The following is a 21,082-nucleotide window of genomic DNA, read 5'->3' on the forward strand; positions in this document are numbered from 1 at the left end:
TCTGGTCCGGTGACGCTGACGGTCCCACCGAGGTTGCTGCTGGTACACGCGCACCCAGACGACGAAACCCTCTGGACCGGCGGGACGATCGCCCGCTACGCTGCCCGCGGCGTGCAGGTGGTGGTGGTGACCTGCACTCTCGGCGAGGAAGGCGAGGTCATCCCCGAGAGCCTGCGGGGCTTGGCCTCGGACCAGGCCGACCAGCTCGGCGGTTACCGGGTCGGCGAGCTGCGCTCGGCCTGTGCCGCGCTGCGCGTGGCCGACCACCGGTTCCTCGGCGGCGTGGGGCGCTGGCGCGATTCCGGGATGCGCTGGGAGCAGCCGGGTCAGGCGGCCGCGCTGCCGAACGCGCATCCGCGGGCCTTCGCCACCGGTGACCCGCAGGAGCAGACCGATGCGTTGGAAGCCGTGCTGCGCGAGGTGAAACCGCAGGTGGTCGTCAGCTACGCGGCCGACGGCGGCTACGGCCACCCGGACCACATCCGGGCCCACGAGGTGACGGTCGCGGCGGCTGCGAAGGTCTCCGACGTGCAGCGGGTGTTCTACGCGGTTCCGTCCCGCGACGTGGTAGCGAAGGGGCTCGCAGCGTTGGCGCAGGCCGAGGACCTGCCGTTCGAGCTGCCCCAGCCGCACGAGTTGGCCAGCGTCGACGACGAGTCCATCACCACGGTCGTCGACGTGTCCGAGCACCTGCCAGCCAAGATCAGCGCCCTGCGCGCGCACGGCACCCAGGTCAAGGTGTGGCTGGACCAGTGGCACAACGGCGAAGGCGTCGCGGCCTACGCGTTGTCCAACGGCGTCGCGCAGCCGATCGTGACGACCGAGCACTACGTGTTGGCGACGGGTGATCCGCAGGGCTGCCATACGGATGTGTTCGGCGGGCTTGGGGTGAGCGGAACCGAGCCGGTGGGCGACCGTTGACCGCAGGTGACCGCGTGCTGCTCGGCTTCCTGCTGCTCGATGCCGTCCTGCTGGCCCTGATCGAGCTGCTGTTCCTCCCGTCGTACATCGGCTCCGTCCAGTTCCCGATCACGGCCGCGCTGGCGGTGGTGACCACGCCGTTGCTGGTGGCCGAGGCCGCGAGGCTCTCGCCGAGGCGCCGGGTGGCCGGTGCGCCCCTGCTGGTGTGGTTCGCGACGGTGTTCGTGTTCGGAGTCTTTGGGTCGGGCGGCGACATTGTGCTGCTCAACGATTGGCGTGCCTTGCTGCTGATCGGCGGTGGCGCATTGCCGAGCGCGCTGATGCTCGGAATCGTGATGGGGAAGAACCCCGGGACGTGAGGTCTGGGAGCGGCGATGACCGAGGTGTTGACCGACGAGCGGATCGCGGCCGTGCTGGGGCCGTTCGTGCGAGCGACCGCGCCGGTGCTTGATGCCTTGCGCGAGCCGGATCCGCTGCGGCTGCGCGGCCGGACCGAAGATCGGCCGAGCTGGCGGCGGGGCACGCGGAGCAGGACGAACGGGTCTCGGAACTCACCGAGGACATCGAGGCTTCGCGCCGCGAGCACGGCCGGGCGACGCCGAAGGCGGTCGCGCGCACGGTGTGGCGAATGGCACGTGCGCTGTGGGAGATCGATTCGGAACTCGATAAGCGACCGCAGGGCCGCTTCTCCCACGAGTTGCTCGGCAGCGTCCCGGTCGTCGGCGTCGTGGGTGGCTACCTGGGCGAAAGATCGGCTCTGCGCAAGGTCGGGCGGCTCGGGGCGCAATGGTTTACGCCGTTAACCCGGGGTCGTAGAGTCGGTCCGGCTCCCGCGCTGTGGGACCAGTTACGTGTCCAGGATGGGTACGAGAGATACTGTCAGCAGTCGCCTCAGGAGGTTCCTGAGCGCGAGCAGTACAACGCTTCGAGCAGGAGAGCAACCGTGACCTACGTGATCGCCGAGCCCTGCGTCGACGTGCTCGACAAGGCATGCATCGAGGAATGCCCTGTCGATTGCATCTACGAGGGCGGGCGGATGCTCTACATCCACCCCGATGAGTGCGTCGACTGCGGTGCCTGCGAACCGGTCTGCCCGGTGGAGGCCATCTACTACGAGGACGACGTGCCAGAGGAGTGGGCCGCCTACACCAAGGCGAACGTGGACTTCTTCGACGAGCTGGGCTCGCCGGGCGGTGCCGCGAAGGTGGGCAAGGTCGACAAGGACGTCGAGCCCATCAAGAGCCTGCCCCCGCAGGGCGAATGAGCTCCGAAACCGGTCCGGGCGCGACAGCGCCCGGACCCCGGGGCCCGTGGCTGCCGGACTTCCCATGGGACTCGCTGGCGGCCCAGACAGCCACGGCCCGGTCGCACCCGGACGGCATCGTCAACCTCTCGGTCGGCACGCCGGTCGACCCGGTGCCGGAGAACCTGCAGCGGGCGTTGTCGGCGGTGGCCGACCAGCCGGGCTACCCGGCCACGCACGGCACCCCAGAGCTCCGCGAGGCCGCCGTCGCCGCGCTGCACCGGCGCCACGGGGTATCCGGCCTGGTGCCGGACGCGGTGATGCCGACCATCGGCTCGAAGGAGCTGGTGGCCTGGCTGCCGACGCTGCTCGGCGTCCGGCCCGGTGACATCGTCGCGATCCCGGACCTGGCCTACCCGACCTACGAGGTGGGCGCGAAGATCGTCGGCGCCGAGGTGGTCCGGCTCGCGCCCGGCGAGCTGCCCCCGGCCGGAACCGCTTTGCTGTGGCTGAATTCCCCGGCCAACCCGACCGGGCGGGTGCTGGGCGCGCAGCAGCTCGCCGACTCGGTGCGGGCGGCGCGGGAGCTCGGCGCGGTGGTGGCCTCCGACGAGTGCTACCTCGCGCTCGGGTGGGAAGCCGAACCGGTGTCGGTGCTGCACCCCTCGGTCAGCTCCGACTTCCGCGGCGTGCTCGCCGTGCATTCGCTGTCGAAGTCCTCCAACCTGGCGGGATATCGCGCCGGGTTCATCGCCGGCGATCCGGATCTGGTGGCGCGCGTGCTGGAGCTGCGCAAGCACGCGGGCATGATCGTCCCGCGCCCGGTGCAGGAGGCGATCAGCGCGGCGCTGAGCGACGACGCGCATGTGAGCGCGCAGCGCGAGCTCTACGCGGCGCGGCGAGCGGTGCTGCGGCCCGCGCTGGAGGCGGCGGGGTTCCGCATCGAGCACTCGCAGGCGGGCCTGTACCTGTGGGCGACTCGCGGTGACGATGCTTGGCAGACGGTGGATTGGTTGGCGCAGCGGGGAATTCTCGTCGCGCCGGGCACCTTCTACGGTCCGGCGGGCGACCGACACGTCCGCATCGCCCTGACGGCGACGGATGAGCGCATCGCCGCAGTCGCCAAGCGCCTGGGCGAATGACCTGAGTCGCGCAGGACCGTGAGTGCTTTTGGGTGCTGTAGCGCCTAAAAGCACTCACGGGCGCCTGTCAGATCGCCGCGGCTGCGGTGTCCAGGGCTTCCCAAGCCGATTTCCACTGGGTACGGCGGGCTGCCTTGCGCGTCTGTTCGCGCTCGACCAGGCGCCCCGCCACGAAGGCGACCGCGGCGTCGACGTCCTCGCCCAGGTCGCTGAGCAGCCCGCGGACGCGTTCCTCCGCGACGCAGGCGTCCTGGTGTTCCCCGAGCACGTCCTGGAACTGCCGCGCCGCCTTGATCAGCTGCTGCATTGGTTTCCCGAACGCCGGCTGCGCCAGCTCCGCGGTGTAGCGCACCCGCTTGCCCCGGATGCGCAGCGCGTGCAGCTCGTCGTCGGCGGGCACTTCCGGTAGCTGTGCAACGGATTTCCGGAGTTTGCGGAACTGGCCGACCACCAGCCTGCGCAACTCGCGCTCTGCGTCCACATCGGACTCCGGAGTCGGCAGTCCGGAGCGGAGCGCGTCGGCGACCGAACGGAGCAAGGCCAGGTACCGGTCGCTGTCCAGCGCGCTGAGCATCGCGACCCGCGCGAGGCCGTGCTCGGCCTCCAGCCCGGAAATCAGCCGGTCCGCCGCGGCGCGCTCGTCGGCCGGGAGGTCGGCGCTCTCTTCGCGGAGCCGCTCCAGCAGAACGTCGAGATCGCGGACCGGGCCCAGCGCCTTGCCCAGCCAGCCCAGCTCCGCGCGCAGCGGCTCCGACCAGTCCTGATCGAGGAACGGTCGGCCGGACAGCAGCATCGCGCGCATCCGGCGCACCGATACCCGCATCTGGTGCAGTTCTTCGGGATCCTCGCCTCGCCTGGTGCCCGGATCGTGCGCGATCAGGGCGCGCAGGCGGGCGTCCAACCCCGCCCGGATGTGCTCGGCGAGGGGTGCCCGCCGATCGGCCGCCAAGGGCTCGGCGGGCAGTTCGACGACGCTCGTCAGGTCTCGTTGCTGCCAGCTGGTGGCCATTGCCAATGATAAAACCGACTGCCCCGCGCGATGCCTCGTCCATCCAGTGAAAACCGCCCGGATTATGGGTGAAGGGCCCCTTCGACCGGCTATAACCCAAGGTCGGTCGAAGTGGCCCTTCGCGGTGTCGGAAGCCCGTTCGGATCAGTCGTTGGCGTGGAGCGCCGCGTTCAGCTCCACTTTGCCGCCGGTGCGGGCGGTGACCTCGATCGTTCCGGTGGTGGAGTTGCGGCGGTACAGCAGGCCGTCTGAGCCGGACAGCTCCAGGGCCTTGGTGATGGTGCCGTCCGGCAGTGTCACCTTCGTGCCTGCCGTGATGTACAGGCCCGCTTCCACGACGCAGTCGTCGCCCAGCGAGATGCCCACGCCGCCGTTGGCGCCGATCAGGCAGCGCTCGCCGATGGAGATGACCTCCTTGCCGCCGCCGGAGAGGGTGCCCATGATCGAGCCGCCGCCCCCGACGTCGGAGCCGTCGCCGACGACGACCCCGGCCGAGATCCGGCCCTCCACCATCGACGCGCCCAGCGTGCCAGCGTTGAAGTTGACGAAGCCCTCGTGCATCACGGTGGTGCCGCTGGCGAGGTGCGCACCCAGCCGGACCCGGTCTGCGTCGCCGATGCGGACCCCGGACGGCACGACGTAGTCGACCATGCGCGGGAACTTGTCGACGCTGTAGACGGTGACCGCGCCGCGCGCCCGCAGCCGCAGCCTGGTCGCCTCGAAGCCCTCCACCGGGCACGGGCCGTGGTTGGTCCACACAACGTTGGCAAGCAGGCCGAACATCCCGTCGAGGTTCTGCCCGTGCGGGCGGACCAGGCGGTGCGACAGCAGGTGCAGGCGCAGGTAGATGTCGTGCGCGTCGACCGGCTCGTCGGAGAGCCGACCGATCTCGGTGCGCACCGCGACGACCTCGACCCCGCGGGCCTCGTCCCGCCCGATCAGGGCCGCCCCGGCCTCGCCGAGGGACTCGGCCGCCTGCACGGCGGTCAGCCGCGTGGTTCCGGACTGCCCCGGCTCGCCGAGCTTGACGGTGGGGAACCAGGTGTCCAGCACCGTGCCGTCGTCGGTCACGGTGGCCAGGCCCACGCCGTGGGCACCCGTGGTCTGCGGGTCGGGAGACTGTGCACTCATACCGGAAACGGTAATCGGCGCAGGTGGCGGCGGCCCGCAGGGGTGGGCCCCACCGGGCGGGCCGAAGGCGTTCAGCCCTTCGCTGCGGTGAGCAAGTGACAGCCGGTGGTGATCATCAGCACCGTGTTTGCGGCGGTGCCGAACTGGTAGACCGCGCCGAACTGATCGTTGCCGATGATTTCGTGGTCGCCGCTGCGGTTGATGATGATCTCGGGCTCGCCGAAGCCGTACTCGATGGTGATCTCCTGGACGATCTCCACGGCCAGTGGCCAATCCGCGTCCGGCAGGTTGCCGGGCGCCCGCCACGACTCCAGCACCCGGCTCTCCGCGTCGAAGACGTCCGGGAACTCGGTGCAGACGGCCCGGCTGACCGGGTCCGACACCGCCCACGACAGCGGCCCGACCTCGGTGTTGAGGCGGTCCAGCAGTCGCTGCTGCATCTGTTCGTAGCGCTCGCTGATCTCCTCGATGCTGGGGCGCTGGCGGAGCAGGCTGCGCGGGTCTTTCACGATTCCCCCGTCGGGTCCGGTGCTGGCGGCGGTCGCCTCAGGAGATGATGCCGGAGATCATGTCGCCGATGTCGCGGCCATTGTCCTTGACCGCCCGATCCGGCACTCTGGCCACCACTGCGCTCATGTTGTACTGGCCGCAGCAACCCGAAGGACTCACGGCCGGCGGCCGCTACCAGCGTCAGCCCTTGGCGGACTGGAGCAGGTGACAGCCGGTGCGGAGGCTCAAGATCGTGTTCACCTTGGTGCCGAACTGCAGCTTCGCGCCGAAGTCGTCCCGCATCTCGACCTTGTGGTCACCAGGCCGGTTCACCACGATCTCCAGCTCCTTGAAGCCGTACTCCTTGGTGACGTCGATGGCGATCTGCTGAGCCCGGTCCCACTGGCCGTCCGGGATGTTGCCCTCGTAGACCCAGGTGTCCAGGCTGTGCTCTTCGGCGCCGTCGACGTGCGAGAGCTCTTCGCCCTGGCAGGCAGCCTGACCGGGGTCGCCCTTGTTGATCCACGGCGCCGCGAGGCCGGGATCGGCGGACAGCCGATCCCGCAGCTTCTGCTGCATCTCCTCGTAGCGCGCGGTGATCTCTTCCATGGATGGTCGCTGCCGCAACATGCTGAGTGCGTCTGACACGTTTCCCCCGTCGGACGGTTCGGGCCCGCTCGCACACCCGGTGGCGAGCAGACCGCAGAGGACGAACAGGATGAGTTTTCTCATGAGAAGAAGTCCTTGATGCCGGATACCGTCTTCTCGCCCAGGTCCTTGGCGCCGGATACCGTCTTCTCGCCGAAGTCGTAGACCGCGGAGCCTGCTTCCTGGGCCTGGTGCGGTACGTAGGAGATCACATCGCCGACGCCGTCGGTCTTGCCCTCCACGGTGTTGTCCGGCAAGCCCGCGACCACTGAAGCCATGTTGTGCTGGCTGGTGGTGTCGGGATCCAGGTAATCGCTGTGGCCCTCGACGCCCTTGCCCTCGGCCGATTTCTCGGTGGACAGGTCCTTGAACCCATCCATGTGGGACGGGTCGCCGCCGAACCGGGCGAAGTCCGCGACCGGGTCGTCCTTGGCTTCCAGCCGGTAGGCGTGCCCGTCCGGGACGTGCAGGTCCTCGATGTCGTTGGTGCCGACGCCGGGGGAGCCGAAGATGATCGCGTCATCGACGCCGTGGCCGCCGCCCTGCAGGGCGTAGCCGGTGGTGGTGGAGCCGTAGGAGTGCCCGATCGCGGTCAGGTGCGGGTCGGTGTCGCGGGACTCGTTGATGCCTTTGTAGAAGTTGTTCAGCTTCTCCCCGCCTTCCTGCGCGGAGTTGGAGCTCACCACCGAATCGCCGAAAACGTCCGTGTCCTCGGACTTCTGCGGGGCCTCGTAGCCCAGCCAGGCCACCGCGGCGACGCTGTCGTCCTTGCCGTTCCGGTTGAGCTCGGCCTTCGATTCATTGACCAGTTCCTGCATCTTCGAGTCGTAGTCGCCGAGGCTGCCCTGGACCGTCGTCGTGTAGCCGGGGGTGAACACCGAGACGTGGTCGGCGGTGTCCACATCGCCCACCGCCACGGCTGCCTTCATCCGCTCGCCGCTGCTGTCGAGCACCAGCAACTGGCGCGGCGGGTTCTCCTTGGCGATGGTCTTCTCGACCTCATCGAGGGACTTGAGCTTGTCGTTGACCTGCTGGAGCTTTTCCTTCTCGTCCTCGGAAACGCCGCCCTGCTCCAGCCGCGCCTTCTCCGCCTGCAGGTCGCCGCGCATGTCGTCGATCCGGCCGCGGTTGGCCTCGTCGCGGACCTCCGCGGGGAGGCCGTCGCGGTTGCCCAGCCATTCGGGCGGGTTCTCGCGCAGCGCCGCGCGCTGCTCGTCGGACAGCGACTTCCACCACTCCGCCGCGGCCTTCGGCGAGTTGCCCTCCGGTTTCCCGGCGGACTCCGCGAGGGCCTTGATGTCGTCGGTGTTCGCGGCGTCGGCCAGGGAATTGCCCTTGCCGGGCGTGATCTCGTCCTTCTCCGCCGAGGTCAGCGCCTTGACGAGTTCGGCGTCGGTGCGTTCGGCCTCGTCGAGGATCTTCTCGATCGTCTCGACCAGCTTGTCGCGGACCTGGATCCGCTGCTGCTTGACCTGCTCCAGCTGGTCTTCCGGCACGTCCTGCGGCGGCTTGACGTCCTTGACGCCGCCCTCTTCGGTGATCTCGAAGCCGTTGGCCTGTGCCTCGTGGTCGGCCTGCTGGATCTGCTGCTTGATCCTGGCGACGTCGTCGGCCGCCGCGGCGACCGCGACCCGCACGGTGGCGACCTCGGCCACCAGCGAGCGCATGTCCGACATCAGCTTCTCGTGCTGCTTGGCCGAGCCGTCGGCGGCTTTTCCGGTCCAGCCCTCGGGGATCTTGGCGCCGTCCAGCTCGTCCTGCAGGTTGATCAGGTCGTCGCGGCGCTTGCCGAGGTCGTTGTGGACGGCGTCGAGGCCCTCCGGTTTCCAGCGACGCACATCGGCGAAGGACACCATCTCGCTGCCTACCTTCCGGCCGGTGCTTCGAGGCGGCCTATGCCGGCCGCGCTGGACTCGTCGGAGTTCTGGTACTCGTCGGCGGTCGCGTTCAGCGAATCGCCGTGCTGGATGGCGGCCTCGCTCCAGGACTTGATCGCCTTCTCCCAGCTCTGCGCGACCTGTTTCGCCGCGCCCTCGGACTTGCCGCCGGGCATCGCCTCGGCGATGTCCTCGGTCGGGGGTCCGAGCTTGACCTGCCCGGCCTGCTCGCCGGCCGATTTCGCGCTCGCCCCAGCCTTCCTGAGCGCGTCGGGATTTGCGGTGTAATCCATGCCCACCTCCAGCGGCGGCTGCCTAGCGTGATGATCACGCGTTGGACGGTGGTTGCGCGGATCCGGTTCCCATCCGTTCCCGACTCCTGGCGAACTCCGTTTCTGCTGGTGAGGTCCCGTGAGTGCTTTCCGGTGCGATAGCGCCCAAAAGCGCTCACGGGCCGCTACCAGCGCAAACGGAGCCCTCCCGGGTAGCCTCCGGGGCGTGACTGCGTCGTTCGATATCACCGCTGACCCCGTCGAGCTCACCGCCGCGCTGGTGGACATCCCCAGCGTTTCCGGCGGGGAGAAAGCCATCGCCGATGCGGTGGAGCAGGCGTTGCGCGCCCAAGCGCCGCACCTCGAAGTGGTGCGCAACGGCGACGCGGTGCTGGCGCGGACGAACCTCGGCCGGGACTCGCGGGTGGTGCTGGCCGGACACCTGGACACCGTGCCGATCAACGACAACCTCCCGCTGCGGCGCACCGGGTCGGGCGCCGACGAGGTACTGCACGGCTGCGGCACGGTCGACATGAAGGGCGGCGACGCGGTCATGCTGCACCTTGCCGCGACCCTAACCGAACCGCGCCACGACCTGACTTTCGTGTTCTACGACTGCGAGGAAGTGGAAGCCGAGCGCAACGGCCTGAACCGCCTCGAGGGGGAGCTGCCGGACTGGCTGGCCGGCGACCTCGCGGTGGTGTGCGAGCCGTCGAACGCCGCGATCGAGGCAGGCTGTCAGGGCACCATGCGGGTGGAGGTCCGTACCACGGGCACCCGCGCACACACGGCTCGCGCGTGGATGGGGGTCAACGCGATCCACGCGGCGCACCCGGTGCTGCAGCGGCTGGTCGACTACACGCCGCGCAACCCGGTGATCGACGGCCTGCAATTCCGGGAGGGCCTGCAGGCGGTGCGGATCGACGGCGGTGTCGCGGGGAACGTGGTGCCGGACGAGTGCGTGGTGTCGGTCAACCACCGGTTCGCCCCGGACAAGTCGCCGGCCGAAGCCGAAACGCACCTGCGCGAGGTCTTCGACGGCTTCGAGGTCGCGGTGGTCGACGGGGCCCCGGGCGCGCTGCCTGGCCTGACCGCCCCGGCGGCGGCGCAGCTAGTCGAGGCCTCCGGCGCGCAGCCGGTCGCGAAGCTCGGCTGGACCGACGTGGCCCGCTTCGCGGCCCGCGGCCTCCCTGCGGTGAACTTCGGCCCGGGCTCGCCGACCCTGGCCCATACCAAGCAGGAGCACGTGGCCACGGCGGAGATCCGCCACTGCGCCGAGGTCCTCCACCGCTTCCTCTCGTGATGCTGAGGGGTGCCCGTGATTAATTCACGGGTGCCCCCACTCCGCCCAACGCGCGGGATCAGGCGATGCCGAGCATCGACTCCTCGCCGCTCCCCGCGCTCCCCGCGCTCCCCGAGCTCTCCGCGCGCTCTGCCGGCTTCGCCGTGCTCGCGCTCCGGCCGTCGGTTTCTTCGCGTTGCTGCGGCAGCTCCGCTGCCTCCGGCCCCGCCGTGGGCAGCTCCGCCACCTCCCGCTCCGCGTCGGTGAGCTCCATCGGCTGCTCCGCGGGCTTCTCGCTCGCGGCTGCGCCGCCGCTCATCGCGGCGCCGGCGTGCTTCGCGGTGTCGACGAACTGCAGGAGCTCGACCGGGAAGGGCAGCACCAGCGTGGAGTTCTTCTCCGCGGCCACTTCGACGACCGTTTCCAGTAGGCGCAGTTGGAGCGCGGCCGGGGTGTCGGCCATGACGTGCGCCGCGTCGGCGAGCCTGCGGGAGGCCTGGAACTCGCCGTCCGCCGAGATGACTCGCGAACGCCTTTCGCGTTCCGCTTCGGCCTGGCGGGCGATCGAGCGCTTCATGGACTCCGGCAGCGAGACGTCCTTGATCTCCACCCGGTCGATGTGCACGCCCCAGCCCAGCGCCGGGTTGTCGATCATCAGCTCCAGACCCTGGTTGAGCCGTTCGCGGTTGGACAGCAGGTCGTCCAGGTCGCTCTTGCCGATGATCGAGCGCAGCGAAGTCTGCGCGACCTGGCCGACGGCGAACAGGTAGTCCTCGACGTTGACGATCGCGCGCGCCGGGTCCTCGACCTTGAAGTACACGACCGCGTCCACCCGGACGGTCACGTTGTCGCGGGTGATGCCCTCCTGGGCCGGCACCGGCATGGTGACGATCTGCAGGTTGACCTTCCGCATCCGGTCCATCACCGGGACGATCGTCGTCAGCCCTGGTCCGCGGGTGAGCTCCTGCAGGCGACCGAAGCGGAACACCACGCCGCGCTCGTACTGCTTGATGACCTTGATGCTGGCGGCTACGTAGATAACACCGAGGGCGATGATGAGGATCAGCAGTTCGATGAGCATGGCTGGCTCCCGGGCTCGATTCCGGTCGTGCCCGGCGACCCGCTCCGGCGCCTGCGTAGATCGAGGCGGATCTGCGTGGTGTGCGCGGCCGGCGTCGCCGGCGCCACTAGATCTTTTCTTCGTATCGTACGCCGCTGCACGCTCGTGTGAATCCCTCGTGAACAGGGATTTCTCGGGGCAGGCAGGCGTCGGCCGACGATCGCCCGTGCGTACTCTCGACCGCATGACAATCGAAGGCGTGTGGGGCGAGCCGAACGGCTCGGAACGCCCCCAGGAGAAGCAACGCGGACCCGTGGTGCTGCGCCGGGCGAGGTTGAGCGAGCCCACCACCACCGACCAGCGGCTGCTGGACTCGCGCGGCCCGTCGGACTGGGTGCACACCGATCCGTGGCGGGTGATGCGTATCCAGTCCGAGTTCGTGGAGGGCTTCGGCGCGCTCGCCGAGGTGCCGCGCGCGGTGACCGTGTTCGGTTCGGCGCGGACCCCCCGGGAACACCCGGAGTACGCCGTCGGCGTCGAGCTCGGCGCTGCGCTGGCCAGGACCGGTTGCGCGGTGATCACCGGCGGCGGACCGGGGGCGATGGAGGCCGTCAACCGCGGCGCGTCGGAGGCCGGCGGGCTGTCCATCGGGCTCGGCATCGAGCTGCCGTTCGAGCAGGGGCTCAACCCGTGGGTGGACCTCGGCGTCAACTTCCGCTACTTCTTCGTCCGCAAGACGATGTTCATCAAGTACGCGCAAGCCTTCGTCTGCCTGCCCGGCGGCTTCGGCACCATGGACGAGCTGTTCGAGTCGCTGACCCTGGTGCAGACGAAGAAGGTCACGAAGTTCCCGGTGGTGCTGTTCGGCAAGTCCTACTGGCAGGGCTTGTACGACTGGATCCGGGACAGCATGCACGGCGCGGGCAAGATCGGCGACAAGGATCTCGCGCTGCTGCACCTCACCGACGACATCGACGACGCGGTCGGCATCGTGCAGGAGGCGTACGAGGCGTGGGAGGCCACTCATTGAGCAGCGCTGAACCCGGACTGGGGGAAATCGCCGGGGAGGCCACTGTGGACGTTGCGGTCTGCGTCTACTGCGCGTCGCGCCCGGTGCCGCAGCACCACCTGGACCTGGCCGCCGAGGTGGGCACCAAGATCGCCAAGCGCGGCTGGACGCTGGTCTCCGGCGGCGGCCGGGTGTCGATGATGGGCGAGGTCGCCCGGGCGACGCGGGCCGGAGGCGGCCGGACCGTCGGAGTCATCCCGCGCGCCCTGGTGGACCGCGAGGTAGCCGACACCGAGGCCGACGAGCTGCTGGTCGTGGACACGATGCGGGAGCGCAAGGGCCTGATGGACGCGCACTCGACGGCGTTTCTGGCGCTGCCCGGCGGCATCGGCACCTGCGAGGAGCTGTTCGAGATCTGGACAGCCCGCTACATCGGCATGCACGCCAAGCCGGTCGTGCTGCTGGACCCCGACGGGCACTACCGCGGGCTGATGGACTGGCTGCACGACCTGGTGGACACCGGTTTCGCGACCCAGCACTCGCTGGACGTGCTCACGGTGGCCACCAACGTCGACGAAGCCTTGGACGCCTGCGCCCCATGACCCTCCCGGACCAAAGCCAGGGGCGGCGCGGCGCACGGAACTGCCCGTGGGCGTCAGGCAAGCGGCGTTAGCCGCTTTTTCTTTCGCCATGTAAGCAACTTGCGCCGCCGCGGCTTCTCAGAGCCTGTTGGTGGATGGTCTGGGTGGGTGGTCGCTTAGCGGAACCTGAGAGGTTCCCTGGACTGCGGGTGCCCCTCCTGATGTATGTCCAATACGCGGCGGAGGGGCCGTCCTCGCCAGAAAACCTCTCAGAACCCGCCGATGGTCGTCTTGGCAAGGTGAATGCAAGCGGCTACGCCGCTTCCAAAGGCGCGGACGGCATTCGCCGACAGGCTCTCAGCGGTGCTTTGCGGGGACACCCGCACCCCGAGCTTCTCGCGAGGACAGCCCCGATGCCGCGTATCGGTCATGCACGAGTCGGGTCGAGGCGGCCGCTGGTGTTCCGCTACCTGCACCGCTGCGCAAGCCGATCCACATACCGCTCGGTCCTGGCCACGTGCCAGGATCTGCAGTTGTGCAGCCACTCCGGTTCCGCGACAAGGACATGCCCCAGGACCGACCGCTGGTGATGGCGATCGTCAACCGCACCCGCGACTCGTTCTTCGACCGGGGTCGCACCTTCGAGACCGACGCGGCCACCGCCGCCGTGGACCGGGCCGTCGCCGACGGCGCGGACATCGTCGACATCGGCGGGGTCCGCGCCGGGGCCCAGGGCGAGGTGGTGGACGCCGGCGAGGAGGTCCGGCGGGTGGCGCCGTTCGTCGCCGCGGTCCGGGAACGCCACCCGAACCTGGTGATCAGCGTCGACACCTGGCGCCACGACGTGGCTCGCCAGGTGTGCGAGGCGGGGGCGGATCTGCTCAACGACACCTGGGCGGGCGCCGACCCGAAGCTCGCCGAGGTGGCCGCCGAGTTCGGCGTCGGCGTCGTGTGCTCGCACACCGGCGGCCTGCCGCCGCGTACCGATCCGTACCGGCCCCGCTTCGCCGACGTGGTCACCGAGGTGACCGCCGAACTCGTCGAGCGGGCCGAGCGGATGGTTCGCCTCGGAGTGCCCGCGCACGGCGTGCTGATCGACCCGACCCACGACTTCGGCAAGAACACCTGGCACGGCCTGGCGCTGCTGCGGCGGGTCGGCGAGCTGGTGGCGACCGGTTGGCCGGTGCTGATGGCGTTGTCGAACAAGGACTTCATCGGCGAGACCCTGGGCGCGGAGGTCACGGAGCGGCTGGAGGGCACGCTGGCGGCCACCGCGATCGCGGCCTGGGGCGGCGCCCGGGTCTTCCGCGCGCACCACGTGGTGGAAACCCGCCGGACGGTGGAGATGGTCGCGGCCATAGCTGGCACCCATCCGCCGGAACGGGTCCTGCGAGCCCTGGCCTGAGCCACCGCGCAGTTTCGATTGACTTTTCACCACCGGGTGCTGACCGCAGTTTTAATTGAAACTGTCAGAGGTGCCCGATGGACTGCTTCACGAGCTGGGTGAGGATCGCTACCGGCACGTCTGGTCGCACCTCGCTGAGCACCGGTGCCAGGCGCAGCCACCGGGACTGGACCCGCGGCGCGCTCGGGGGCGTTCGGGCCAGCTCCTCGACGAGCTCCTCCAGACGCCACTGCGCCTCGTCGCGCTCCAAGGTCGCCTCCGGGTGCTGCTCGATCACGTCGATGAGCACCACGAGGTAGGAGCGCAGCTGGTCGAGAGCCTCCTGCCGCGGAGTGAAGGTCGTCGCGGCGTCGAGTCTCGAGGAACCGGTGGTCGCGGCCTGGGAACTGTCTTTGGGCACGGCAGACGACTCCTGATCACTGGCCCGGCACGTCCGACTCCGCAGTGTGACGGATCCCGGCGATGTCAACGGGCTTTCGGCTTTGCGCCACCCGAACGGTGCACTCTCCGGAGGTGTGATGGACATCATTGGTGGTCCGGATCGCGAAAGGACTTAGGTCCTCTTGTGCAAGGTCGGTGACAGTGGTCGTAAATGACCGTAGAGTCGCTAGTTGTGAAGGCTGATGCGCTCCGCGGCCACCTGGACGCCCTGCTGCTGGCCACGCTCGACGGCAGGGCCCTGCATGGTTACGCGATCATCGAGGCGCTGCAGGAACGCAGTGGCGGCGCCCTTGATCTCCCCACCGGGACCGTGTATCCGGCGCTGCGCAGATTGGAGCGCGCCGGGTACGTGCAGAGCACGTGGAGCACCGTCGGCGGCCGGCAGCGCCGCACCTACCGCTTGACCCAGACGGGTGTGCAGACGCTGCACGCCGAGCGCCGCGCGTGGCGCGAGTTCACGTCCGCCATCGAGGGCGTGCTCGAAGCGGCGCCCGCCAAGACGTGACCGTGGCCGCGGCGGTTCGCCGTTCGTGCCACGATTGACGACCGTGGCTAGTGCGCTCATCTACCTGTTCGTGGTGCTCGCGATCGCTGCGGTGATCTACCTGCTGGCCTCGCTGGTCTTCGGACGCGGCGAGCAGCTCGCGCCGCTGCCGCCGGGCTCGACCCCGACCCGCCTGCCCCCGGCCGACGTCGAGGGCTCCGACGTGCGCGCGCTGCGCTTCCAGCAGGTCCTCCGCGGCTACAAGGCGTCGGAGGTGGACTGGGCGTTGGAGCGCCTCGCCGGGGAGCTCGACGAACTGCACGGCCGGATCGCGGTGCTGGAGCGGCAGCTCGACGCGGCCGGCGAGCAGCTGCGGGAAGCCCGCGCCGGGCGTCCCGGCGAGCCGGAGGACTGACCGGTGCGCCCGGTCGAGCTGCGGTTGAGCGTGCCGGTCGAGGCGCCGCCCGAGGTGGTGTGGGCTGCGGCGACGGACTGGGCGCGGCAGGGCGAGTGGATGCTGGGCACCGAGGTGCACGCGCTCGGCGGCCCCGACGGGCCAGGGGCGCAGCTGGTGGCGGTGACCGGGTTCCGCGGGGCCGGCGTCGTGGACCGGATGGAGATCGTTGAATGGCGGCCGCCGGAGAGCTGCCGGGTGCGTCACCACGGGCAGCTGATCGTCGGGGATGGCGGGTTCGACGTGGTCCGCTGCGGGAACGAGGCATCGGAGTTCCTGTGGTGGGAACGGCTGACCCTGCCGCTCGGGGGCGCGCTGGTCTGGCCGGTGGTGCGACCGCTCTTCGTCTGGGGCATGCGCCGTTCGCTGAGCGCCTTCGCGGAGTTCTGCCGCGACTACGCGGGAGGTGGGGAGCGTGGCTGAGTCTGGTGCGGTCGTCGGCGCGGACGGCCGGGCGCGCTGCCCGTGGGGCGCGGGGCCCGCGGACTACACCGAGTACCACGACCGCGAGTGGGGAGTCCCGCTGCGGGGCGTTCCGGAGCTGTTCGAGCGGATCACGCTGGAGGCGTTCCAGTCCGGGCTTTCCTGGCTGACGATCCTGCGCAAGCGGGCGGCGTTCCGGCTGGCGTTCGCCGGGTTCGACCCGGAGCGGGTGGCGGCCTTCGGCGAAGCCGACCGGCAGCGGTTGCTGGCCGACGCGGGCATCGTCCGGAACCGGGCGAAGATCGACGCGGCGATCCGCAACGCCGGCGCGGTGCTCCGCTTGGACCGTTCGCTGGACGAGCTGCTCTGGTCGTTCGCCCCCGAACGCCGCGAGCGGCGCCCGGCTACGGTCGGCGACATCCCGGCCACCACTTCGGAGTCGAGGGCGATGGCGAAGGAGCTCAAGCGCCGCGGCTTCGCCTTCGTAGGCCCCACCACGTGCTATGCGCTGATGCAGGCCACGGGCATGGTCGACGACCACTTGGCCGACTGCTGGCGCGCGAACTGCAATTAGTGTCCGTGGTCTTTTTGCGTGGCGGTGCGGGTGGCGGAACCTCAGGGGCCTTCTCGCTGTGGGATCCCCGACATCATGACTGCCAATTCACCACGTCGGGGCTGTCCTCGCGAGATAGCTCGGGGTGTGGGGTGTCCCCGCATAGCACTATTGAGAACCCGCGGCGGTGCCGGTTGCTTGAGTGGGCTAAGCGGCGGCGCCGCTTCAAAGATGAAGACAAAGTACCTTCGCCAACAGTCACTTAACCCACCCAACGTACTCACGAGCCCTGGCCTGCGGAAATGGCTGGATCAGCGGCCGGTGAAGTGAGGGGTGCGCTTCTCGACGAAGGCCGCGACCGCCTCCCGGTGGTCGGCCGTCGCCCCAGCCTCCGCCTGCGCGCCGGCCTCCACCGCCAGCGCCTCGGCCAGGCCTTCGGCCGCCGCCGCCAGCATCGCCTCCTTGATGCGGGCGTAGGCGCTGGTCGGCCCGGCTGCCATCCGGGTGGCCAGCTCGGTGGCCGCCGCAACGGTTTCGCCGGCGTCGACGACCCGGTTCACCATGCCGATCCGCAGCGCGTCCTCGGCGGCCACCGGCTCGGCCAGGAGCAGCATCTCCATCGCCCGGCCGTAGCCGATCAACCGCGGCAGCGTCCAGGACGCGCCTGAGTCGGTGGACAGCCCGACGTTGGCGAAGGCCATCAGGAACTTCGCGTTCGTCGCGGCCACCCGCAGGTCGCACGCGTAGGCCAGCGATGCGCCCGCCCCGGCAGCCGTGCCGTTGACCGCGGCGATCACCGGCTTCGGCATGCTCGTCACGGCGCGGATGATCGGGTTGTAGTGCTCCTCGACCGTGTTCAGCGGCGCCGGGTCGCCGGAGTTCAGCAGCGCGACGTGCTCCTTGAGGTCCTGCCCCGCGCAGAACGCCTTCCCCGCACCGGTGATCACCACCGCCCGCACCGAGTCGTCGGCGGCAGCCTCCCGCAGCGCGGCGATCAGCGCCTGCTTGAGGGCGACGTCGAGCGAGTTGAACGACTCCGGCCGGTTCAGCGTGAGCAGGCGCACACCATTGGTGTCCTGGGTCAGCAGTACGTCGGTCACTTCGCACTCCTTGCCTTGGGGTCCGTTGTGGCGGGCCGCCGGACCGCTACTCGATGTTTCCAAAGTGGACGCCGCGGATCTCGCGAAGTCCCGAGTAGACAGTGTTCTGGCTGGTCGTCCGGGTTGTGGTCGAGCGCCACCGGGACCGGTCGGCGACCACGGAGGGCCCGCCGATCCCGGCCCGCCGCGGGGCCGCTGCCGGGTCGTCGGCGCTCGCGCCGGAACGCACCGAAACAGCCCGTACGGGCGGTGAGTCTGCCAGCCCTCGCGGGCATTCGACCAGCGCACGGGCGACACGAGTTGATCGGCTCGGTTTCGTCCATGCCTCGGGATAGGGGAGAATGGGGAGGACCCGAGCTGGTTGTGGCGATCAGCGGGGGATGAGTTCACGGAGGGAGCACGCTATGGCGGCCATGAAGCCCCGGACCGGTGACGGTCCCCTCGAGGTGACTAAGGAGGGACGCGGCATCGTGATGCGCGTCCCGCTTGAGGGTGGTGGGCGGCTCGTCGTCGAGATGTCGGTCGAGGAGGCCAAGAACCTGGGCGACGCCCTGGAGTCGGCCACCGGCTGAGGCCGCCGGCTGGCGATCGGGGAAGCGCCGCGAGCCGGTGCACCCAGCGCCCGAGGCGACAACGCAATCAAGTCGACGGCGAGTGGCGAGCGTTCTTCGCCGCGGTCGGGCCCCGGTGCCGTGGTGGCGCCGGGGCCGTCGTCGGCAATAGGTAAGTCCTTGGACCGCCCGTGATCACCCGGCATGCCGCCCCTGCGGCCCGGACCGGGTGCGCATCGTGCCCGGGCCTGCGAGAAAGAACGGTAGCTTCGGAGCTGTCGTTGAACCCGTTCTGCGGGCCGCCCGAGCCGCCCCGCCGTTTTAAGGACAGACAGTCGAGTGCGCGCGGCGAGCCGTGCAGGAAGGTCTTCTCGTGTCCGGTGCTTCAGTGTTCCGTTCCGCCCAGCCGGCCCGCGACGCGGACCCGGCACTGCCCGTGATCCCGACGTCACTGGTCGAAGTGGACGTCGTGCAGCGGTGGCAGGACGGCGTGCCCGGCGCGGTTCCCGTCTTCGACGGCGAGGCGGGGCCGGACCTGGCCGCCGCGGCCGAACCGTTCGATGTGGACATCGCGGTGCTGCAGGCCGTCAATGCGACGGCCGCCGCCGGTGATGTCCGCGCGCTTCCGCTGCCGACGGGCGGCGTCGGCTGGGTCGTGGGCGTCGGCTCCGGGGAGCCCGTGAAGTGGCGCAGCGCCGGGGCGGCGCTGGCGCGCGCGTTGCGCGAGAGGCTGGGCGAGGCAGCGGAGTCCGAGGACGAGATCGGCGACTTCGGGGACGCCTCCGACGCGGACTACCTCCAGATCCGGCTGCCCGACAACGTCGACGGCGACGTGGTGTCGGCGCTGACGCTGGGGCTGGCGCTGGGCGGATACCGGTTCCGGGTAACCGCCAAGCCGACGCCGCCGCGCCTGCGGAAGATCTTGCTCGTGGCGCCAGAGGATGCCGACCAGGCTGCGCTGGGCGAGCAGGTCCGGCGGACCCGCGAGCTGGCGGCGGCCACCGCGCTGGCCCGCGACCTCGCCAACGCGCCCTCGAACATCAAGGACCCGGCCTGGTTCACCGGGGTCGCCGCCGAACTGGTCGCCGACGTCGAGAACCTGACCGCCGCGGTGCACGACGAGAAGTGGCTCGCCGACAACGGTTTCGGCGGAATCCTCGCGGTCGGCGGCGGCTCGTCGCGGCCGCCCAGGCTGCTGGAGCTGACCTACCGGCCCCAGGACGCCCGAGGCCCGCACCTGGTGCTGGTGGGCAAGGGCATCACCTTCGACACCGGCGGCATCTCGATCAAGCCCGCCGAGGGCATGCACCTGATGCGTACCGACATGTCCGGCGGCGCCGCGGTGATCAGCGCGCTGCTGACCATCGCGCGGCTGGGGTTGCCGGTCCGGGTGACCGGCCTGGTGCCATCGGCGGAGAACCACGTGTCCGGCAGCGCCTACCGGCCCGGCGACGTCGTCCGGCACTACGGCGGCACCACCACGGAGGTCAGCAACACCGATGCCGAAGGCCGGATGGTGCTCGCCGACGCGATGGCCTACGCCGTGGACCGGCTCGAACCCGACCTGTTGGTGGACGTCGCGACGCTGACCGGGGCGATGAAGGTCGCCCTGGGGCTGCGCACCGGAGGGCTGTTCGCCACGGACGACGAGCTGGCCGACCGCATCCGCGAGGCCGGGGAGCGGGTCGGGGAGGCCTGGTGGCGGATGCCGCTGCTGGAGGACCACGCCGAGGACGTGAAGGGCCAGCTGGCCGACGTGAAGCAGACCCCGCCTGGGCCCGGCGGAATCACCGCTGCGCTGTTCCTGCGCGAGTTCACCGGTGGTCTGCGGTGGGCGCACCTGGACATCGCGGGCCCGGCCCGGGCCGACAAGGACTACGCCGAGGTGGTGTCGGGCGGGACCGGTTTCGCGGCCCGCAGCCTCGTCGAGCTGGCCGCGAACCTCTCGGAGTGACCCCGGCGAGTTGAGGCGCAATTTCAATGGAAATTGCGGGAACGTCGGCGTGTCGAGTCGTGACACGCCGACGGCTGTGGACAACTTCTTCAATTTCAATGGAAATCGGATCTTCGATTTCCATTGAAATTGCGTCGGGACAGGGTGAAGTCGCGGAACGTGCGGACCGCTGGGGGCAGGGTTCGGCCGGCCGGCCAGGCGAGCCCGATCGTGCGGTGCGCCGGCGGTTCCAGCGGCACCTCGACGGTGCCCGGTGCCGGGCCGTTGTCGCCCGGCGGCAGCAGCGCCACGCCGAGCCCGGCGGCGACCAAGCCCCGCACCGTGTCGACCTCTTCGCTCTCGAAGGCGAGCCGCGGCTCGAAGCCGGCGCGCTCGGCGAGGCCCGCGAAGATCTGCCGCAAGCCGTAGCCCGGGCGGGTCGCGACGAAGTCGTCACCGGCGAGTTCGGCCAGCCGCAGCTTGCTCCGCCGGGCCAGCCGGTGCCGCGTGAACAGCACCGAGACCAGCGGTTCCTCCCACAGCGGTGCGGTTTCCCAGCGCGGATCGCGATCCGGTAGCGGAGAAATGAGGCAGAGGTCGACCTCGCCCGACCAGGCCCGCGTGAGCATGGCGTCCCGCGGCCCCTGCACGAGCCCGAACCGCACGTGCGGGTGCTCGTCGCGGAAGCCGCGCAGCAGCGGCGGCACCAGGGTGCTCCCCATCGTGTGCTGGAACCCGAAGGTGACGTGCCCGCGATCGGGGTCGACCTCTTCGATCACGGCGCGGCAGCCCGCCTCCAGCCCGCGCATCGCGTCTTCGGCGGCCTCCGCGAGTAGCGCGCCAGCGCGGGTCAGGTGGATGCCGCGACCCTGCCGCACGATCACCGGGGTGCCGAGTCGATCTCCCAGCTTCGCCAGCATGCGGCTGACCGTCGGCTGCGGGACGCCCAGGGACTCGGCCGCTCGTGTGAGATGGCCCTCGGTGGCGACCGCCCGCAGCAGGGCGAGCGCCGGGGCGAGATGGGCCGCGAGCTGCGGCGCGTCGTCCGGCACGGCTGATTGATTCATCATCGCA

The 21,082-nt window shown here is 70.1% G+C and carries 24 protein-coding genes; 14 read left to right on the forward strand and 10 right to left on the reverse strand.

Features of this window, described 5'->3' with window-relative positions; genetic code table 11:
* Nucleotides 1-9 precede the first annotated feature (9 nt).
* The 4 genes from mshB to dapC all read left to right on the forward strand — a co-directional run bounded on the left by mshB (nucleotide 10) and on the right by dapC (nucleotide 3,306).
* Nucleotides 10-921, forward strand: coding sequence for an N-acetyl-1-D-myo-inositol-2-amino-2-deoxy-alpha-D-glucopyranoside deacetylase (gene mshB / locus FDZ84_RS16745; protein ID WP_168586678.1), 912 nt, complete (start codon nucleotides 10-12; stop codon nucleotides 919-921).
* Complete coding sequence (locus tag FDZ84_RS16750; protein ID WP_168586679.1) at nucleotides 918-1,280, forward strand: hypothetical protein; 363 nt, start codon at nucleotides 918-920, stop codon at nucleotides 1,278-1,280. The genes mshB and FDZ84_RS16750 overlap by 4 nt, the downstream gene beginning before the upstream one ends.
* Nucleotides 1,281-1,864: 584 nt before the next feature.
* Nucleotides 1,865-2,185, forward strand: coding sequence for a ferredoxin (gene fdxA, locus FDZ84_RS16760; RefSeq protein WP_010694171.1), 321 nt, complete (start codon nucleotides 1,865-1,867; stop codon nucleotides 2,183-2,185).
* Nucleotides 2,182-3,306, forward strand: coding sequence for a succinyldiaminopimelate transaminase (gene dapC, locus FDZ84_RS16765; protein ID WP_168586680.1), 1,125 nt, complete (start codon nucleotides 2,182-2,184; stop codon nucleotides 3,304-3,306). The genes fdxA and dapC overlap by 4 nt, the downstream gene beginning before the upstream one ends.
* Nucleotides 3,307-3,373: 67 nt before the next feature.
* Here dapC and FDZ84_RS16770 read toward each other — a convergent pair whose 3' ends face one another.
* The 6 genes from FDZ84_RS16770 to FDZ84_RS16795 form a co-directional block, all read right to left on the reverse strand.
* On the reverse strand, nucleotides 3,374-4,315 hold the full coding sequence (locus FDZ84_RS16770; protein ID WP_168586681.1) for a CHAD domain-containing protein: 942 nt from the start codon (nucleotides 4,313-4,315) through the stop codon (nucleotides 3,374-3,376).
* Nucleotides 4,316-4,459: 144 nt separating this feature from the next.
* Entirely contained in the window at nucleotides 4,460-5,446 is a 987-nt protein-coding gene (gene dapD / locus FDZ84_RS16775) for a 2,3,4,5-tetrahydropyridine-2,6-dicarboxylate N-succinyltransferase (protein ID WP_168586682.1), read from the reverse strand.
* Nucleotides 5,447-5,517: 71 nt separating this feature from the next.
* Nucleotides 5,518-5,955 carry an LppA family lipoprotein gene (locus FDZ84_RS16780; RefSeq protein ID WP_168586683.1) on the reverse strand — a complete coding sequence of 146 codons (438 nt, stop codon included), beginning with the start codon at nucleotides 5,953-5,955 and terminating at the stop codon, nucleotides 5,518-5,520.
* A gap of 181 nt (nucleotides 5,956-6,136) precedes the next feature.
* Complete coding sequence (locus tag FDZ84_RS16785) at nucleotides 6,137-6,667, reverse strand: LppA family lipoprotein (RefSeq protein ID WP_168586684.1); 531 nt, start codon at nucleotides 6,665-6,667, stop codon at nucleotides 6,137-6,139.
* Entirely contained in the window at nucleotides 6,664-8,439 is a 1,776-nt protein-coding gene (locus FDZ84_RS16790) for an alpha/beta hydrolase (protein ID WP_168586685.1), read from the reverse strand. Before FDZ84_RS16790 ends, FDZ84_RS16785 begins: the two co-directional genes overlap by 4 nt.
* Nucleotides 8,440-8,447: 8 nt before the next feature.
* Nucleotides 8,448-8,753, reverse strand: coding sequence for a hypothetical protein (locus FDZ84_RS16795; protein WP_168586686.1), 306 nt, complete (start codon nucleotides 8,751-8,753; stop codon nucleotides 8,448-8,450).
* A 205-nt stretch (nucleotides 8,754-8,958) separates the two neighbouring features.
* Here FDZ84_RS16795 and dapE point away from each other — a divergent pair, with 205 nt between their 5' ends.
* On the forward strand, nucleotides 8,959-10,035 hold the full coding sequence (gene dapE / locus FDZ84_RS16800; RefSeq protein ID WP_168586687.1) for a succinyl-diaminopimelate desuccinylase: 1,077 nt from the start codon (nucleotides 8,959-8,961) through the stop codon (nucleotides 10,033-10,035).
* Between the two features lie 58 nt (nucleotides 10,036-10,093).
* On the opposite strand, the gene FDZ84_RS16805 is transcribed toward dapE, so the two are convergent.
* Nucleotides 10,094-11,095, reverse strand: coding sequence for a slipin family protein (locus tag FDZ84_RS16805; RefSeq protein ID WP_168586688.1), 1,002 nt, complete (start codon nucleotides 11,093-11,095; stop codon nucleotides 10,094-10,096).
* Between the two features lie 223 nt (nucleotides 11,096-11,318).
* Here FDZ84_RS16805 and FDZ84_RS16810 point away from each other — a divergent pair, with 223 nt between their 5' ends.
* The 3 genes from FDZ84_RS16810 to folP all read left to right on the forward strand — a co-directional run bounded on the left by FDZ84_RS16810 (nucleotide 11,319) and on the right by folP (nucleotide 14,069).
* Nucleotides 11,319-12,104 (forward strand): TIGR00730 family Rossman fold protein, encoded by a 786-nt coding sequence (locus tag FDZ84_RS16810; protein ID WP_168590115.1) that lies wholly within the window; start codon nucleotides 11,319-11,321, stop codon nucleotides 12,102-12,104.
* On the forward strand, nucleotides 12,101-12,685 hold the full coding sequence (locus FDZ84_RS16815; RefSeq protein ID WP_210435594.1) for a TIGR00730 family Rossman fold protein: 585 nt from the start codon (nucleotides 12,101-12,103) through the stop codon (nucleotides 12,683-12,685). Before FDZ84_RS16810 ends, FDZ84_RS16815 begins: the two co-directional genes overlap by 4 nt.
* A 544-nt stretch (nucleotides 12,686-13,229) precedes the next feature.
* On the forward strand, nucleotides 13,230-14,069 hold the full coding sequence (gene folP, locus FDZ84_RS16820; RefSeq protein WP_371812897.1) for a dihydropteroate synthase: 840 nt from the start codon (nucleotides 13,230-13,232) through the stop codon (nucleotides 14,067-14,069).
* Between the two features lie 64 nt (nucleotides 14,070-14,133).
* On the opposite strand, the gene FDZ84_RS16825 is transcribed toward folP, so the two are convergent.
* The gene (locus FDZ84_RS16825; RefSeq protein WP_168586690.1) at nucleotides 14,134-14,469 is read right to left on the reverse strand and encodes a hypothetical protein; all 336 of its coding nucleotides are present in this window, start codon (nucleotides 14,467-14,469) and stop codon (nucleotides 14,134-14,136) included.
* Between the two features lie 213 nt (nucleotides 14,470-14,682).
* Here FDZ84_RS16825 and FDZ84_RS16830 point away from each other — a divergent pair, with 213 nt between their 5' ends.
* Genes FDZ84_RS16830 through FDZ84_RS16845 form a run of 4 tightly spaced genes read left to right on the forward strand, consistent with a single transcriptional unit; the run spans nucleotide 14,683 to nucleotide 16,445 of the window.
* Nucleotides 14,683-15,015 (forward strand): PadR family transcriptional regulator, encoded by a 333-nt coding sequence (locus FDZ84_RS16830; RefSeq protein WP_168590117.1) that lies wholly within the window; start codon nucleotides 14,683-14,685, stop codon nucleotides 15,013-15,015.
* Nucleotides 15,016-15,058: 43 nt separating this feature from the next.
* Nucleotides 15,059-15,409, forward strand: coding sequence for a DivIVA domain-containing protein (locus FDZ84_RS16835; protein ID WP_168586691.1), 351 nt, complete (start codon nucleotides 15,059-15,061; stop codon nucleotides 15,407-15,409).
* Nucleotides 15,410-15,412: 3 nt separating this feature from the next.
* Nucleotides 15,413-15,871 (forward strand): SRPBCC family protein, encoded by a 459-nt coding sequence (locus FDZ84_RS16840; RefSeq protein ID WP_168586692.1) that lies wholly within the window; start codon nucleotides 15,413-15,415, stop codon nucleotides 15,869-15,871.
* Entirely contained in the window at nucleotides 15,864-16,445 is a 582-nt protein-coding gene (locus tag FDZ84_RS16845; protein ID WP_168586693.1) for a DNA-3-methyladenine glycosylase I, read from the forward strand. Before FDZ84_RS16840 ends, FDZ84_RS16845 begins: the two co-directional genes overlap by 8 nt.
* Before the next feature lie 290 nt (nucleotides 16,446-16,735).
* On the opposite strand, the gene FDZ84_RS16850 is transcribed toward FDZ84_RS16845, so the two are convergent.
* Nucleotides 16,736-17,524, reverse strand: a complete 789-nt coding sequence (locus FDZ84_RS16850) for an enoyl-CoA hydratase-related protein (protein WP_168586694.1) — start codon at nucleotides 17,522-17,524, stop codon at nucleotides 16,736-16,738.
* A gap of 404 nt (nucleotides 17,525-17,928) precedes the next feature.
* On the opposite strand from FDZ84_RS16850, the gene FDZ84_RS16855 reads away from it, so the two are divergent.
* Together FDZ84_RS16855 and FDZ84_RS16860 are read left to right on the forward strand one after the other, a co-directional pair.
* Nucleotides 17,929-18,096 (forward strand): DUF3117 domain-containing protein, encoded by a 168-nt coding sequence (locus FDZ84_RS16855; protein WP_009949794.1) that lies wholly within the window; start codon nucleotides 17,929-17,931, stop codon nucleotides 18,094-18,096.
* Between the two features lie 352 nt (nucleotides 18,097-18,448).
* Complete coding sequence (locus FDZ84_RS16860; RefSeq protein ID WP_246869051.1) at nucleotides 18,449-20,029, forward strand: leucyl aminopeptidase; 1,581 nt, start codon at nucleotides 18,449-18,451, stop codon at nucleotides 20,027-20,029.
* Nucleotides 20,030-20,124: 95 nt separating this feature from the next.
* On the opposite strand, the gene FDZ84_RS16865 is transcribed toward FDZ84_RS16860, so the two are convergent.
* A complete protein-coding gene (locus FDZ84_RS16865; RefSeq protein ID WP_168586695.1) occupies nucleotides 20,125-21,078 on the reverse strand; it encodes a LysR family transcriptional regulator in 954 nt (317 codons plus the stop codon).
* Nucleotides 21,079-21,082 lie beyond the last annotated feature (4 nt).

The organism is Saccharopolyspora sp. ASAGF58 (assembly GCF_012277335.1).
Taxonomy (GTDB): domain Bacteria; phylum Actinomycetota; class Actinomycetes; order Mycobacteriales; family Pseudonocardiaceae; genus Saccharopolyspora; species Saccharopolyspora hattusasensis.